The 14,973-nt window shown below is 46.3% G+C and carries 14 protein-coding genes and 1 pseudogene; 11 read left to right on the top strand and 4 right to left on the bottom strand.

Annotation, left to right across the window (positions count from 1 at the left end; genetic code table 11):
- Window positions 1-10: 10 nt before the first annotated feature.
- Window positions 11-1,081 carry a calcium/proton exchanger gene (gene cax, locus MKY63_RS28940; protein WP_038570286.1) on the bottom strand — a complete coding sequence of 357 codons (1,071 nt, stop codon included), beginning with the start codon at window positions 1,079-1,081 and terminating at the stop codon, window positions 11-13.
- A gap of 154 nt (window positions 1,082-1,235) precedes the next feature.
- Here cax and MKY63_RS28935 point away from each other — a divergent pair, with 154 nt between their 5' ends.
- A complete protein-coding gene (locus MKY63_RS28935; RefSeq protein WP_019911482.1) occupies window positions 1,236-1,601 on the top strand; it encodes an Asp23/Gls24 family envelope stress response protein in 366 nt (121 codons plus the stop codon).
- 88 nt (window positions 1,602-1,689) lie between these two features.
- Here the strand turns inward: MKY63_RS28935 and ftsW are convergent, their stop codons facing one another.
- Entirely contained in the window at window positions 1,690-2,931 is a 1,242-nt protein-coding gene (gene ftsW / locus MKY63_RS28930) for a putative lipid II flippase FtsW (RefSeq protein ID WP_080742469.1), read from the bottom strand.
- Complete coding sequence (locus tag MKY63_RS28925; RefSeq protein ID WP_036686159.1) at window positions 2,928-3,275, bottom strand: YugN family protein; 348 nt, start codon at window positions 3,273-3,275, stop codon at window positions 2,928-2,930. The genes ftsW and MKY63_RS28925 overlap by 4 nt, the downstream gene beginning before the upstream one ends.
- Before the next feature lie 239 nt (window positions 3,276-3,514).
- Between MKY63_RS28925 and MKY63_RS28920 the strand changes: the two genes are divergently transcribed.
- The 10 genes and pseudogenes from MKY63_RS28920 (at window position 3,515) to MKY63_RS28875 (ending at window position 12,811) form a co-directional block, all read left to right on the top strand.
- On the top strand, window positions 3,515-4,696 hold the full coding sequence (locus MKY63_RS28920) for a M20 family metallopeptidase (protein WP_076212701.1): 1,182 nt from the start codon (window positions 3,515-3,517) through the stop codon (window positions 4,694-4,696).
- A 63-nt stretch (window positions 4,697-4,759) separates the two neighbouring features.
- Window positions 4,760-5,191, top strand: a complete 432-nt coding sequence (locus tag MKY63_RS28915; protein ID WP_036686162.1) for a CBS domain-containing protein — start codon at window positions 4,760-4,762, stop codon at window positions 5,189-5,191.
- A 119-nt stretch (window positions 5,192-5,310) separates the two neighbouring features.
- A complete protein-coding gene (locus tag MKY63_RS28910; RefSeq protein ID WP_076104790.1) occupies window positions 5,311-7,023 on the top strand; it encodes a DNA repair helicase XPB in 1,713 nt (570 codons plus the stop codon).
- Window positions 7,020-8,945, top strand: coding sequence for a helicase-associated domain-containing protein (locus MKY63_RS28905; RefSeq protein WP_076212698.1), 1,926 nt, complete (start codon window positions 7,020-7,022; stop codon window positions 8,943-8,945). The genes MKY63_RS28910 and MKY63_RS28905 overlap by 4 nt, the downstream gene beginning before the upstream one ends.
- Before the next feature lie 20 nt (window positions 8,946-8,965).
- On the top strand, window positions 8,966-9,403 hold the full coding sequence (locus MKY63_RS28900) for a YlbF family regulator (RefSeq protein WP_036686168.1): 438 nt from the start codon (window positions 8,966-8,968) through the stop codon (window positions 9,401-9,403).
- Between the two features lie 38 nt (window positions 9,404-9,441).
- Window positions 9,442-9,705, top strand: a complete 264-nt coding sequence (locus MKY63_RS28895) for a YlbG family protein (RefSeq protein ID WP_036686170.1) — start codon at window positions 9,442-9,444, stop codon at window positions 9,703-9,705.
- A 162-nt stretch (window positions 9,706-9,867) separates the two neighbouring features.
- Entirely contained in the window at window positions 9,868-10,305 is a 438-nt protein-coding gene (locus MKY63_RS28890) for a hypothetical protein (protein ID WP_036686574.1), read from the top strand.
- 170 nt (window positions 10,306-10,475) lie between these two features.
- Complete coding sequence (locus MKY63_RS28885; RefSeq protein WP_038570298.1) at window positions 10,476-11,375, top strand: selenium metabolism-associated LysR family transcriptional regulator; 900 nt, start codon at window positions 10,476-10,478, stop codon at window positions 11,373-11,375.
- Between the two features lie 23 nt (window positions 11,376-11,398).
- Window positions 11,399-11,803: pseudogene (locus MKY63_RS28880) on the top strand (GNAT family N-acetyltransferase); the annotation flags it as partial.
- Window positions 11,804-11,923: 120 nt separating this feature from the next.
- Window positions 11,924-12,811 carry a PHP domain-containing protein gene (locus tag MKY63_RS28875; protein ID WP_076212971.1) on the top strand — a complete coding sequence of 296 codons (888 nt, stop codon included), beginning with the start codon at window positions 11,924-11,926 and terminating at the stop codon, window positions 12,809-12,811.
- An 82-nt stretch (window positions 12,812-12,893) separates the two neighbouring features.
- On the opposite strand, the gene MKY63_RS28870 is transcribed toward MKY63_RS28875, so the two are convergent.
- The gene (locus MKY63_RS28870; RefSeq protein WP_076274917.1) at window positions 12,894-14,783 is read right to left on the bottom strand and encodes an NFACT RNA binding domain-containing protein; all 1,890 of its coding nucleotides are present in this window, start codon (window positions 14,781-14,783) and stop codon (window positions 12,894-12,896) included.
- Between the last annotated feature and the right edge of the window lie 190 nt (window positions 14,784-14,973).

The following is a 14,973-nucleotide window of genomic DNA, read 5'->3' as shown; positions in this document are numbered from 1 at the left end:
TTAATAATAATTATACGAGATAGAAGGAGACTCCTAAAATCAGGTAAACAGTTAATAACAAGAGGCCCTCATACCAGTTAGTCGAGCCGTCCTGGGTAATTGATTTGGCAATAAAGACGGCTACACCGATGGCGACAATCTCAATGGTCGTAAAAACAATGTCCATTGTATCACCCATGAAATAACTGGCGAAGATTAGGACAGGTGCTACGAACAGGGCGATTTGGAGACTGCTTCCAACTGCAATTTCTACTGCTGCACCGATTTTGTTCTTCATGGCCAGCATAATGGCTGCACTGTGCTCTGCGGCATTACCGATGATGGCTACGAGGAACGCACCTACAAACAGCTCGCTGAATCCGAAACGTTCTGTTAAAGTCTCTAACGTACCTACCAGCCACTCACTCACGAAGGCTACCATTACGGTGGCAAGCACGAGATAAAGGATGGATTTGTTTCTGGACCATGCAGGGGCATGTTCATGGGCTAACTCTTCTTTACCCTCTTCTGTAACGTCCTCTAGATGTTTCTTATGCGTGATCATGGAGAAGATTAGCCAAGCAATGTACGAAGCGATGAGCAGCCCGGCAACGATTAAACTGAGCACATCTGTATCTTTCTCCGTAATAGAGTGGGTGGTAAAGAACATAGCGGGAACAAATAAGGCAATGACGGCAACGATCATCAAGGAGCCATTCATTCCGGCAAGGGTTACGTTAAAGTTCTGAACTTTGAACTTCATCCCGCCGGCGAAAATACTCAATCCTAGAACAAGCAACAGGTTGCCGATAATAGAACCGGTAAGACTGGCTTTGACCATGTCGAACAATCCTTCCTTGACCAGGAAGAAGGCAATGATTAGCTCAGCAGCATTGCCGAAGGTGGCGTTAAGGAAGCCGCCCAGTCGCTGTCCGGCATAATGAGCTACACTTTCAGTAGCCCGGCCGAGAAATCCAGCCACAAACACCACAGCGATTGCTGAGAGAATGAACTGCAGGGTATGATCCCAATCGGCATAATGGCCGATTGCACTAAGGATAAAGGTGATACCCATCAGTGATGGTGAAATCCATTTTTTCAATGTAAAGGACACTCCTATCTATGTATTTAGATTGAATTCATAATCAATATACCCAAATTGTTCCTAGGTGTAAACGAGAAAGCGATAAAGTGATTTGCTTTTTAGCCTGTTTTGGAATTACAATAATTGATAATGAGTGTAGGGGGGATATGGCATGGCAGAACAACTTCAACTGGAAATGGGAAATATACGAATTTCAAATGACGTCGTCTCAAAAATTGCCGGTTTGGCTGCCTTGGAGACTCCGGGAATTGCAGCCATGTCTGGTGGCCTGTCAGAAGGCTGGGCGAAACGTCTAAGCGGTAAGAACGTTCAGAAGGGCGTTACCGTTGAAGTAGGACAGCTGGAAGCAGCAGTAGATCTACGAATTATCGTTCTCTATGAAACACCGATCCACGAAGTGTGCCGGATGCTTCAGCAGAACGTACGTGAAGCTGTGGAGAGCATGACTGGACTTCATATTGTTGAGGTAAATGTCAAAGTTGAAGGCGTAGCTTTCAAGAATGATGAAATCTCTTAAAAAACTTGTACACAAAAAAGCAGTCCAAGGTTAATTCCCTGGGCTGCTTTTTTATGTGTATATCCCCTAACCTCCGGCTTTATAAAGCTTACCGGGAACGAACCTGTCTAACCGTTGTTACAGATTTCGTTACTTCCTCTTTGGCAGGAAGGTTGGTTTCTCTTGAGATGCTTAGCATAATTCCCATGCACAGCATGCTGACAAGGAGTGAAGAGCCCCCGTAGCTGATAAACGGCAAGGTAACGCCGGTAAGAGGGATTGTATTGGTTACACCGCCGATATTGACAAAGGCCTGAATGGCTATGAGGCCCATAATCCCAATTCCGACGAGCGTACCAAAGGGATCCTTACACCTTAAAGCGATTAGAATACCTCGCCAGATAAAATACAGATATAACATCAAAAATATGGAGGTCCCTAGGAAGCCGAACTCTTCACCAATTACGGGGAAGATAAAGTCCGTATAAGGGTATTTTAGATAGTCCAGCTTTTGAATGCTTTTGCCGAAGCCGGAACCACTTACTCCACCTTGGCCAAGAGCGGTTAAGGATTGAATAATGTTATAACCATCACCCTCAGCAACCTGATAAGGATCTAAAAAGGCAACGATACGACCTTTTCTATAATCCTGAGTGTCAGTGGCTTTATCGGATGGAGATAAGGAATCAATCGCTGCTTTGGCGCCTATAACTAGTCCTACACCCAGCACTAGCAGTGCTATAGAGCCCAGAATATGCTTCATGCTGGCACCACCGGCATAAATAACAAGTCCGCTGGTAGCTACGAGAATGAGGCAAGAACCTAAATCCGGCTGCATCATTATAAGTCCGGCAACAATACCCACGATAACCATTACAGGGATATATCCTGTACGGAAATCTCTAAACCGTTCACCTTTTTTGGTGATGAGTGCTGAGATATACAGGATAATCGATATTTTGGCTAATTCGGTGGGTTGAATTCCAAGTTTCCCGATACTAAGCCAGCTCTTGGCACCATTAATTTTTTCAGAGAAGGCTACCACGAGCAGAAGAATAACGGTGATGATAAAAATAGGTACATACCACTTCTTAAACTTACTGTAGTGAATGTTCATAGCTATAAACATAACAACGGTTCCGAGTACGATCCAGATCACTTGGCGTTTAATGAAATATAGAGGGTCATTACCGAACTTCGAGCTTGCTAATGTTAAGCTTGAGCTAGCACTGAAGACCATGACTAGACCGAAACCCACAAGTAGTAGTGTTAAGATAAGTAGTTGGAAATCGGGTGTTCCTCTTTTGGGCAGGCTGACATTTTGTTTCGTCGTTCCCTTTCTGTTACTCAAGCCTCTAACAGCTGCTTTAATTCAAGAATCCGCTTAGCAGCAGTGTCCAATACTGGTTTTGGCACCGGAGATTCATATTCCAGGCCATGAGGGAAGGTTGCTTTTCCTAAGTATACGGCTTCAATTGCAAGTACGGCATCAGACTTCTCTAGCTTTCCCTCGACAGCGCGAGTGTTAATGCGTAGGAAGTATTCGCCACCATCCTGTGGGTCTTCAATTTTGCAGTCGTAAGTGGCACGATAGTATTCCCATTGCCAGCGGATGAAGCCAGCTTTTGTGGCACTCTCGTCCAGATAGAGAAGATCACTCTTCAATCCTACGAGGCCCGTGTTCTCAAAAATCATAGCACGCATATCCCCCTTATGAAGTATAATGATGAATTTCTGATCCGATTGCTGATGTTCTACCTCATGATAGTATGTTTCTAAAGGTTGTGCAAGAGTAGGCAGTGCCTAACAATACCCAGTTTTTTGCGTTTCTGCTACAATAAAAGAATTATAGTCGTTCGCGGCTGGAACAAAGTGAACAGGACTGCTATCGCTTGCTATGGATGCGGGTTTATCGAGAAGGGGATGGAGAACTTATGAAGAGCTTAGCGGTTGATTCGCTCATGCCGGAGATCGTGGAATGGAGACGCCATTTGCATCGTCATCCGGAGTTGTCTTTTCATGAAAAGGAAACGTCAGCATTTATAGCAGATAAGTTAGCCAAATTCGGAATTGAAGTCAGAAAAAGCGGGACAGGGTATGGTGTGCTTGGCATATTACGGGGGAAGCGGCCGGGGAAAACCGTTGTTCTTCGCGCGGATATGGACGCCCTACCTATTAAAGAGGAGAACAAGAAGGATTACGTTTCGCAAAATGAAGGGGTAATGCATGCCTGTGGACATGATGGCCACACTTCCATACTGCTCGGTGTAGCCTCTTACTACAGCAGTCGGCTTGAGGAGCTGGAAGGGGAGCTGCGTTTTCTTTTTCAGCCCGCAGAGGAAGTATGCCCAGGAGGGGCGCAGGGGATGATCGCCGAAGGCATGTTAGAAGGAGCGGATGCGGTGTATGGTCTGCATCTGTGGACTCCATTGCCTATGGGAACTGTAGGGAGTGCTCCGGGACCGTTGATGGCGTCTGCGGACGAGTTTTTTATAGATATCATTGGCAAAGGCGGACACGGCGGCATGCCGAACCGTACCATTGATAGCATCGTGGCGGGAGCGGCGCTGGTGACCCAGCTCCAGAGCATTGTAAGCCGCTCTGTAAACCCGCTGGAGCCTGCTGTACTCAGTGTAGGAACCATTCAAGGGGGATTCGCCCAGAATGTCATTGCCGAGCAATGCCGGATCACAGGGACAGTGCGGGCATTCGACGAGGAGACACGGCATTTGATACGCCAGCGAATCGAAGAAATGACCGTTTCTATTACCAGCGCTTACGGGGCAGAAGCTAAGATAGATTACGTAATGGGATATCCTCCCCTCGTAAATCACGATGGTGAAGTTCAGCGGTTTTTCGAGGTGGCCCCAGCGGCTTTAGGAGAATCTGTTGAGGTGATTCGGATGGAAAAGCTGATGCCAGCTGAGGATTTTGCCTATTATGTTAAGGAGATTCCAGGCTGTTTTATGTTTGTGGGTGCTGGAAATCCGGATAAAGAGGCTGACTATCCACATCATCATAGCAAATTTGATTTTGACGAAGATGCCATGCTGCACGGAATGAAGCTGCTCATTGCTATGGCGAATTCCTGTATGCGTGAGAACACAATCGTATAATTTCGTTTCATAGAGGAGAACCTATTCCCATAACATGGAGACCATGATTAGGAGGGTTCATTCTTGAAGACAGTGAAAGAGGTTATGACGAAGGAGCCTGCAACGGTTACGCTGCAAGATAATGTGTATGAAGTTGCCGTGAAAATGCGAGATTATGACACTGGATTTATACCTGTTGTTGATAATGAAGAACATAAGACACTGATCGGCGTAATTACTGACCGCGATCTCGTGATTAGAGGTTATGCGGCTAAACATCCTGGTTCAACCTCAGTGGAAACTGTAATGAGTAAAGAGATTCAGACCGTCTCGGAGAATACTTCAGTAGATGAGGCTGCAGAGTTAATGGCTGGCTGGCAAATCCGCAGGCTGGCGGTGACACGTGACCAGAAGCTGGTGGGCGTAGTGTCGATTGGAGATCTGGCTGTGCGCGACATTTTTGCGGATGAAGCTGGTGAAGCACTTCATGATATTTCGCAGCAGCATTTACATTAAATAGTCAGATAGGGAAGCTCATGACCGTTATGCGGGGATGGGCTTTTTCCTGTTATATGAAAATAAACAAAATTACATAGCGCAAACTTAAATTACATGAACACTAGGGAGGAAAAGCTATGAATGGATCAGGAGCTTGCATCGTGCGCAGGGACCGGACAATTTTACTGGAATGTGCTCATCCGGATTTTGAGGTGTCAAGGAAAAAGCTAGGGACTTTCGCGGAGCTGATAAAAAGTCCTCCTGCTTACCATACCTACCGAATTACCCCGTTATCTCTTTGGAATGCGGCTGCGCTTAATTATACTGCTGAGGAGATTATCACTAGCCTGCATCACCTTGCACGCTGGGGTGTTCCCACAGGACTGGAGGAGGAAATCGAAACTCTTTTGTCCAGATATGGAAAGCTGACTCTTCATGGCCAAGAGACTCGGAATGAGGTCGTTATGTTAAGAGCGGATGCTCCTGAGCTTTTGGATGAATTGAGTGATGAACAAGGTCTAAAAGCGTTGGGTCTACTGAGAATAAATCCTCTGGAATGCTCGTGTCCTGCGGAGAATAGAGGGCTTTTGAAACAAGAGCTGATGAGATTGGGTTATCCAGTTCTCGACTACGCCGGATATCATGAAGGACAAGCGCTTAGCTTGACCTGGAAGGAGAATCTCGATGCCTGCAAGGCTGATACGGCAAACGATTCATTTGGCTTACGTGAATACCAGCAGGAGGCCGTTCAGCTGTTTCAAGGGACAGAAGGACAAGGGGGAAGCGGTGTGGTGGTGCTGCCTTGTGGCGCAGGAAAGACAATTGTAGGAGTAGCAGTACTTGAAAGTCTCCAATGTGAAACCTTAATTTTAACTTCAAATACAACATCCGTAAGGCAATGGATGGATGAACTGCTGGAGCGAACAGATTTGGCCGGGGAGGCAGTGGGAGAATATTCCGGTGAAAAAAGAGAAGTGCGGCCAGTTACCATTGCCACCTATCAAATATTAACCCATCGTTCGTCCAAAGACGGTCCGTTTCTCCATATGAAGCTGTTTAACGAACGCAATTGGGGCTTGATTATATATGATGAGGTTCACCTGCTTCCAGCGCCTGTATTTCGGGCTACAGCAGACATTCAGGCTACACGTCGACTGGGGCTTACAGCCACTTTGGTTAGAGAAGACGGGAAGGAAGGGGATGTGTTCTCTTTAATCGGACCGAAACGCTACGATCTGCCTTGGAAGGAGCTGGAGCAGCAGGGCTGGATCGCTGAAGTGGAATGTGTAGAGATCATTGTGCCCATGAATCCGGAGCTTAAACAAGAATATATGTACGCGGCGGCAAAAGAAAAATTTCGTATGGCTTCATGCAATCCTGCCAAAGCTGAGATTGTAGCCAAGCTTCTAAAGGTCCATGCAGGCTCTTCGGTACTGGTTATTGGACAATATCTCGACCAGTTAAGTGAACTGGCTAACAGGATCGGGGCACCTTTAATTACCGGCAAAACGAAGCAGCGTGAAAGAGACGAGCTATATGCGGCTTTTAACGAGGGAGATATACAGGTACTGGTGGTGTCAAAAGTAGCGAATTTCGCGGTGAATTTACCTGACGCGTCGATTGCTATTGAAGTCTCGGGAGCTTATGGATCCCGGCAGGAGGAAGCTCAGCGACTAGGTCGAATCCTCCGTCCAAAAGCGGGGGAGAATAAAGCCTATTTTTATACACTGGTATCTGAAGATAGCCGGGAACAGGATTTCGCTTTGCGCCGCCGGATGTTTTTGACTGAGCAGGGTTATGAATATGTCGTTAAAAAGATGCCGAGTGGAGAGGAGCGAACCATTCATTGAACCAGCTATCAACAGAAGCATTAGAGGTATTAAAGCGGTTATGTGCAGCTTATGCTGCCCAGCCGTTTGAAGAAGGGAAAGAAGAACGATTGCGCCCTGTGGCGCTTTGTCGTGCTGAGCAAAAGCTTGCAATGAACGAATTGCGCCGCGAGGGGCTGTTAACTGCAAGGCATAAAATTTTGGGCGAAAAGCTGTATCAGATTCCGGTTGATCAACTACCGGCAATTGAACAAGAATTTTTCCCGTATCAGCCGCAATTCATTGCCGGGCATTTAGTGAGTCTTACCATGGAGGCGGGGGCCGGACTGGCGATAGATCTGTTTCGGGCTTTGCTGTTCACCGCTTGGGAAGGATTGCCGCTGACAGCCAAGGGGATTATTCATAAAAAGCATCTAAACCGCTTAGCGGCGCAGCTCTCTTTTGGCGAGGAGCATTTGCAATGGCTCTCCGTGGGTTCTCTTTTAGAGGAACAGAAAACTCTTTCTGTCATTGCGACGGTGGATATCCTGCTGTGTCTTGGACTTATTCGCAGGCAGAGCGCCGGGTACACGCTTGATATGGAGCTATTGGATCGTTGGCTGCAGCTTCCTGAAGCGACGATGAGTGACATTCTCTATGGAATTATAATTAATCGCTGCGGATGCGTGGGACCTGCCGATCAACATTTTCGTTATATAATCTCAAATGCAGATTTTATCCCCGGGAAATGGATAATGCTGCCCGCGCTATTAGACTGGATGATGGATGCTAATCTCACAGGTACCGTTGCCCGTAATGAGCTTGAACAATCAAGCTTGAACTGGTTACGTTGTTTAACAGGCTTTGGCTGGTGCGAGCTGGGAGAAACCGCTGAGGGTATGTTGTGTTTTTGCTGGACCGCTGCTAAGCCAATGCTATCTGCTGAGAGGGGATCATTCGCTGCTGTTGGGTCTGGAGATACACAGGAACAGTTTATTGTACAGCCGGATTTCGAGGTGCTGGTTCCACCGGAGGTCCCCTATTCTGTACGATGGACACTGGCTGGCTGCGCTGAGCTCCAGCAAAGTGATACGATATGGAGCTTCCTTCTGACGAAAGAGAGGTTGGAACTTGCAGCTGAGCGTGGAATGTCACCGAATGACATCATCTCATGGATAAGTGAGCATGCACTAGGAGGACTTCCTTCGGTGGTTCAAATGTCTCTTGAGCAATGGGCAAAAAGCATTGGCCGTACCTCACTCTCCCAAGTAATTATTTTGACCTGTCAGACGGAAGCAGATGGAGCTGCTATCGCAGCTCACCCGCGTTTACAGGAGAACCTTGAACGTATCGGTCCTTTACATTTCATAGTGGACCCGCAATGTATGGAACAGATACGAAAAGAGCTGTACTCCGCGGGGTTAGCGCCTTCCAGAATCATTGGAGGACAGGTAGAGGAAACAAACCTAGGGTGGTGTTTGTTTCCTCATGAAACAGGAAACCCCGAAGCAATGTATGTTCTTCCAGAGCTGAATGTAGAACTAGGATTGCTGTCCAAAGGGAATCCTTTTCTTAACCTGCCGGTTATTGCTCCTGAACAGGAGGAAGAGATTCTCTTCGGTGGAGAAAATGTACCGCAGATCTGGAGCAAAGAATGGCGGCATTATCATAGCTCGACTGCACAAAAGGTGATGGAGCAAGGGTTAAGATGGGGAGTCAAGGTGCGTTTTGCACTAAAGGATCAGATGTTAGATTTTATCCCTTCACGCATAAGTGGGAATCCATGGAGAGTTTCCGGACAACTGCTCTTTCATGATGGTGAAACGGTTGAAGATATAGAGCTCACTCCGGAAGACTGGAAGGAAATGAAGTTAGTTATTCCCAAAGGACGAAGAAATTCCTCTTCTGCTCAAGCGAGTGATTATGGTATGATAGAAAAGTCTACTGGATCGGTAGATCATTAACGAAGAAAAGAGCTGAGTTCATGAGCGTAGCTGAAATAAATACGGTCGATATGGCTGAAGTACTGACATACGCCTATGAATTAGGCGATATGATTAATCAATCCGCCGAGGTGTCGGATTACTTATACTGGAAAGGGCGGGTTGATACGAACCCCGAAATTCAGGCCATGGTCAAACGACTTCAGACTAAGAAGGAGCTGTTTGAAGAAACACAGCGTTTCGGACATTTCCACCCGAATTATCATTCAGCAAAGGATGAGGTTTCGGCAGTAGAAGCGGAACTGGAGCAGTTCGAAGAAGTTGTTCGTTTCAAGCTGGCAGAGAAGACCCTTGACGACATTCTGCATTCCATGTCGGAAGCGATTGCTTTTTCAGTATCAGATAGCATTAAAGTACCAAGTAATGATCCTTCCCCTAAAGGTGGATGCGGCAGCGGGGGAAAATGCTCCTGCGGATAAGCTTCCCTTAGGATTTAGAGAGAAAGGCGGTTTAGCTTATGTTTGCGGAACGGACAGGATACATCATTTGGGTAAGTGACGTTAAAGCGGCACGTAACCTTGAGAAATACGGAACATTACATTATGTTTCTCGGAAAATGCATTATGCAGTTATGTATGTAAATGCAGAACGGGCCGAGGAAGTTATGAAGAATGTCCGCAGACTCTCCTATGTACGAAAGATTGAAAGATCTTATCGTAACGAAATTAAGACAGAGTATACTAGTAATGGACCGGACAAGTCCCGTAATTACAGTATGTGATTCCAGGAGATAAACAGGCGCTTAAACAGCGCCTGTTTTTTTATGCTTATTTACAAAAAAAGCCATTACTCTCAAGGGGAGAAACTTGTACAACTTTCGGCAATGAGGTAAGATGACAACATTAAGTGCATACTAAGACCCTTATGGTGGAGTGTGATGATGATGCGCAACAAGGGGATGGATTGGCCCAGCACTTATGAGCCCTTCCACATCATGCTGAACGATTACAGGGTCGCCGACATCGTTATAACAAATCATGCGAAGAGCCGTTATATGGACCGCATCAGCAATGGTGCAAGCAATGCCGAAGAGGTCGCTGCATGGATGTGGCAGTGCCTAATGCAGAATCGGATCAAGCCCTTTTCAAGCAGTGATTATAACGCATATTTAATTGACGATGACTCTGTAGTAATCGCTGAGTTTACGGAATTGACAGGTGAGAGAGATCTCTCAGGCCAGCCATTATATTCTATGATCATCGTTTCGTTTCTTGGTAGAATCTCGGTGATGCCACAGCTGAGAGATTTAAAGACCTATTTTTCACTGCTGCGTAATTCTCACCGTACAAAGCTGTCGAAGAAGAAGCGAAGACGCAAATAGTCTATAAAGAAACGGGCAAGAGGCATGCGGCGAGTCTGCATGTCCTTTTTGAAAATATAAGAATTTATATACTGCACAATTATAATATTCTTAGATTTCTACGGGAAACGATTGTCGTCTTTAAAGGACGGCAACGACGTTTCTTCTTGTAATATAAGGAGTTGCGAAGCATGAACTTTCACCAGCTGCATATTTTTTATACGGTCTCCGAGCGGGGAAGCTTCTCGGCGGCGGCGCAGACTTTACATATGACTCAACCAGCTGTGACCATGCAGGTACAGGCGCTGGAGGATTATTTTGGCACCAAATTGTTTAATCGTTCCACCAAAAAAATCGTACTCTCTGAGGCAGGGCACACTCTAATGCCATACGCGCTACGCAGTATTCAGCTGATGCGAGAGACGGATCAAGCCATGTCAGCATTCACACATATGCTGGAAGGGAGATTGCAGCTTGGGGCGAGTCTTACGATAGGAGAATACGTGCTGCCACGGCTGTTAGGCCCTTTCGGAAAGCAATATCCTAATATTTCAATTATGATGAAAGTGATGAACACCTCGCAAATTATGGAGGAAATCCTCAAGCATCAACTGAATTTTGGTTTAATTGAAGCCCCGGTCACACATCCGGACATGGAGATCGAGCCCGTGATGGGGGATGAGCTGAAGTTGATCGTGCCATATGATCATCCACTTGCGGAGCAGCAAGAGGTTACCTTGGAGCAAGTGCTTCAGCATCCTTTTGTATTGCGTGAGCAGGGCTCAGGAACGCGGCGTGTGATGGAAGAGCAGCTGTTCTCCAAGGGACTTGATCCGGGAACAATGAAGATCGTGATGGAGCTTGGAAGTACGGGAGCTGTGAAATCTGCGGTGGAAGCAGGTCTTGGCATAACGATCATATCAACCTCTTCGGTTAAGCATGAAGTTGCGCTTGGACTGTTGAAAATTGTGAATATCTCTGATGCCTCTTTTAAAAGACAATTCTACGCCATTCATTTAAAATCAACACTGCTGCCAATTTCTGCAGTAACCTTCCTGACTTATTTGCGTGAGCATTCGAATGAAATCTGATAGTTAAAGCGGGGGATATCACAATGTCAATTGTTCTACGTGGAGAAAAGCTAGTATTGCGCGATATTACAGAGGCTGATTTTCAGAAGCTTTATTATCACTATCATGAAGCTGAAGACCGTGAACACTTGAAATGGGATGGTCCTTATAAATCTTTGGCACATCAAAGATTCGAAAAGTTTACCGAGGACTACATAGGTCATTTGGCGTTAGTTGAGACGGAAACCCCGCGTAACCTGTTGATCATAGAAATAGACGGCAAGGTAAAGGGGAAAGTAGGACGCTACTGGATATCGCAAGAAACCAACTGGATGGAGATTGGTATAGTAATCTTTGATTCTAGTTATTGGTCAGGTGGTTACGGTACGGAAGCGTTTAAGATGTGGATAGATTATTTATTTAATTCTCTTGATACAGTCCGTCTTGGAATAGGCACCTGGTCAGGGAATAAAAGAATGATCGGGTTGGCAGCGAAATGTGGCATGGTGGAGGAAGCTCGCGTCCGTAAAGCACGAATCGTGCGAGGAGAATACTACGATGCCATAAAAATGGGGATTCTGCGGGAAGAGTGGGAGAATGCAGGCAACCTACCTGCGAAGGATGTATGCGACCTCCATACCCATACTCTAGCATCTGACGGCATGCAGCCGCCAGCGGAGAATGTACGGCTTGCTAAGGAGAAGGGGCTAAGCGCTGTTGCCATTACGGATCATGATACATTAGCTGGCGTGAAGGAAGCCTGTGAAGCAGGAGCGAAGTACGGAATAACCGTTGTGCCTGGTGTAGAGATCAGTACGCGTGCTGGTGGCAAAGACATTCATGTGCTGGGCTATTATGTTGATCCTGAGAATGAACAATTTCTCTCACGTTTGGAAGGGCTAAGAGATACCCGGGCACTTAGGAATGAAGCGATAATTACCAAGCTGCAAGACCTTGGTATTGCGATTACCTTGGAACAGGTTATAGCGGGGATCGGGCGGGAATTGAAGCCTGATGAAAGCATCGGCCGGCCACATATTGCCGACGAGCTGGTTCGGCTTGGGGCAGCTACCGATATGAGAGATGCCTTCAACAAGTATTTGGCCGAGGGTGCAGCGGCCTATGTGTCACCTCCTAGAATCACACCGGAGGAAGCTTGCGAGTGGATCATTGAGGCAGGAGGGTCTCCAGTATTAGCCCATCCGGGTTTGTACGGGGATGACCTTCTGGTGCGAGATATTCTGGAGCAAGGCGCTTTTAAAGGGATTGAGGTCTATCACTCTGATCATGGACCTGCGGAAGAAGAACGTTACCAAGTTATGGCTGAGGATTATAATCTGTTAATAACCGGAGGTTCTGACTTTCATGGTGCCCGTCAAGGCGTGATTTTTCACGGGGATATCGGCAGTGTTACGGTTTCTACAGAAGTACTGAAGTTTTTAAACAAAAAGGCATGAAATTAGTGCGGAGCGAATTATAAAAAACCTCCAGCTATAGATGTTCAACATCTGCAGCTGGAGGTTTCTTTATATCTAGTATTTAGCTTCTCAAAGTATTTGGAAGACTCTTAATTCTTTCCTCATTGGGTGTGACGAACAGTGTCTTTTGATGATCATAGATTACAAATCCCGGCTTGGAACCGCTTGGTTTACGTACATAGCGGATCAATGTACAGTCCACAGGCACACTGCTGGACTGTTTGGCTTGGCTGAAATAAGCGGCAAGCTGAGCGGCTTCTTCCAGCGTTGCATCTCCAAATTGCTCACTTCGGATGACCACGTGTGATCCGGGGATGTCCTTGGTATGCAGCCAAGTATCATTCGGAGAAGCCAGTCGATTGGTGACGTATTCGTTCTGCAAATTATTTTTGCCGACATAAATATCGATTCCTTCTGAAGAGGTGAAGACCTGTAATGTGGGTCTGGTGGCCTTTTTCTTCTTTTTGCCCTTTTTGCTCCGGTCTCGCAGATAACCTTGGCTTACAAGCTCGTCGCGGATCTCCTCAATATCGTTGAGGGAAGCGTGGGCAAGTTGCTGCAGCAGACTCTCCATATACAGAATTTCCTCATGCGTCTTCAAAAGCTGTTCATTAATGACAAGCAGGCTGTTTTTATATTTGTTGTATTTTTTGAAATAACGTTGTGCATTGTCCGAAGGATTTAATAACGGATCGAGCGGAACCACCATTTCCGCCTGATTTTCATCATAATAATTGACCAAGGAGGCTTCTTTATCCCCTTTGGATACCGCGTGTAATGAAGCGAAAAGCAACTCACCCCAAATGCGGTAACGATCCGCATCCTGAGCTTCGTCGAGATCCTTCTGCAAATTAGCGAGTTTCTTAACGTTTTTGCTCCGTTCATTGCTGAGGAAGCGGATCAAATCACTCACCCGTTGCTTTACAGTATCGCGCTCGGCTTTATCCCCGTAATAATCCTCCATACATTCACTGATGGAGTTGTAATGTTTCGCACTCTCACCCAGAAGTGTTAAGGGGATCGCAGAAAAAATCATCTTACCTTTTGCGTTTGCACCTGCAACAGGAGAAAATTCGTTATCGCGTACGGATCCCATTACAGAATGGAAGGCAACCCATAATTGTGTCGGAAATGCTGCTTCGGATTCTGTAACTTCGCCTTTATCCAGGGTGTTTCTCAGACGAAGAGCAATTTCACCAGCAATCAGTGGGCTCATTCCGCTGAAAGCATGTACCATCCAGCCCACGGGGTCAGCTGAGGGAGAAGGACCGCCAGAGCCGTCAGGTTTTTGCTCTACTGCTTCTTTTGTGATCAGATTAGCAAGCTCACCCTCAATGATTTCTTCTGGCTCAGTCTCCTCCTCAACATCCTCTATCAGTGCAGCTTCTTCAGCAGCCGAGATTAAATTGAGAAATTGCTCCTGACCAATCTCCAAAGGGTTCAGCTTATGTTGCTGTGGCGGCTCTGTATAGGCGATGCCGGGCATCACAATCCGATAGCTGCTGATCGATGGAGTTACATGATGAATGCCGTCTATGATCGTTCCAGAGCTGAGATCAGTAAGAATGATGTTACTGTGTCGACCCATGAGTTCTATGATGATCTTTTTGGCAAAGACGTCACCAAGCTCATCTCTAGTCTTGACGTTTATGTGAATAATTCGTTCCATACCTACCTGCGTAATACTTTCAATGGTCCCTCCCTCACAATGCTTCCGCATAAGCATGCAGAACATGGGTGCTTCCGAAGGATTAATGCTGTTTCTTTCGGTAAAATGCACCCGAGGATACGTTGGATTAGCAGAGAGCAGCAGCTTGCCGCCGCCACCTGCGCCGCGCAGGTTAAAAATTAAATCGTGATTGTTCGGTTGATATATTTTTCCTATACGTGCACCTATGAATGATTGCAATTCGTGCACGATAGCTCGGGTAACAATGCCGTCTAATGCCATGATAAAGCTCTCCTGTCGCCGTGAAATGAATTTCTTAAATATAAGAAAGTAAAAGTTTCACACAATACTTATATCTTATATTTCTCGCTCAAACGCTTACCTGTCCTTATAAGGACGCCGAAGACGTCTATGCTCACCTCTCTATGATGCCATACTTTAGGACATTCGCGCAAAAGGGGAATTGGATAGG

Source organism: Paenibacillus sp. FSL R7-0189, assembly GCF_037969925.1.
In the GTDB taxonomy this organism is placed as follows: Bacteria; Bacillota; Bacilli; order Paenibacillales; family Paenibacillaceae; genus Paenibacillus_AQ; species Paenibacillus_AQ odorifer.
Note: the sequence above shows the minus strand (reverse complement) of the source record. Positions and strands in the feature narration are given on the sequence as shown.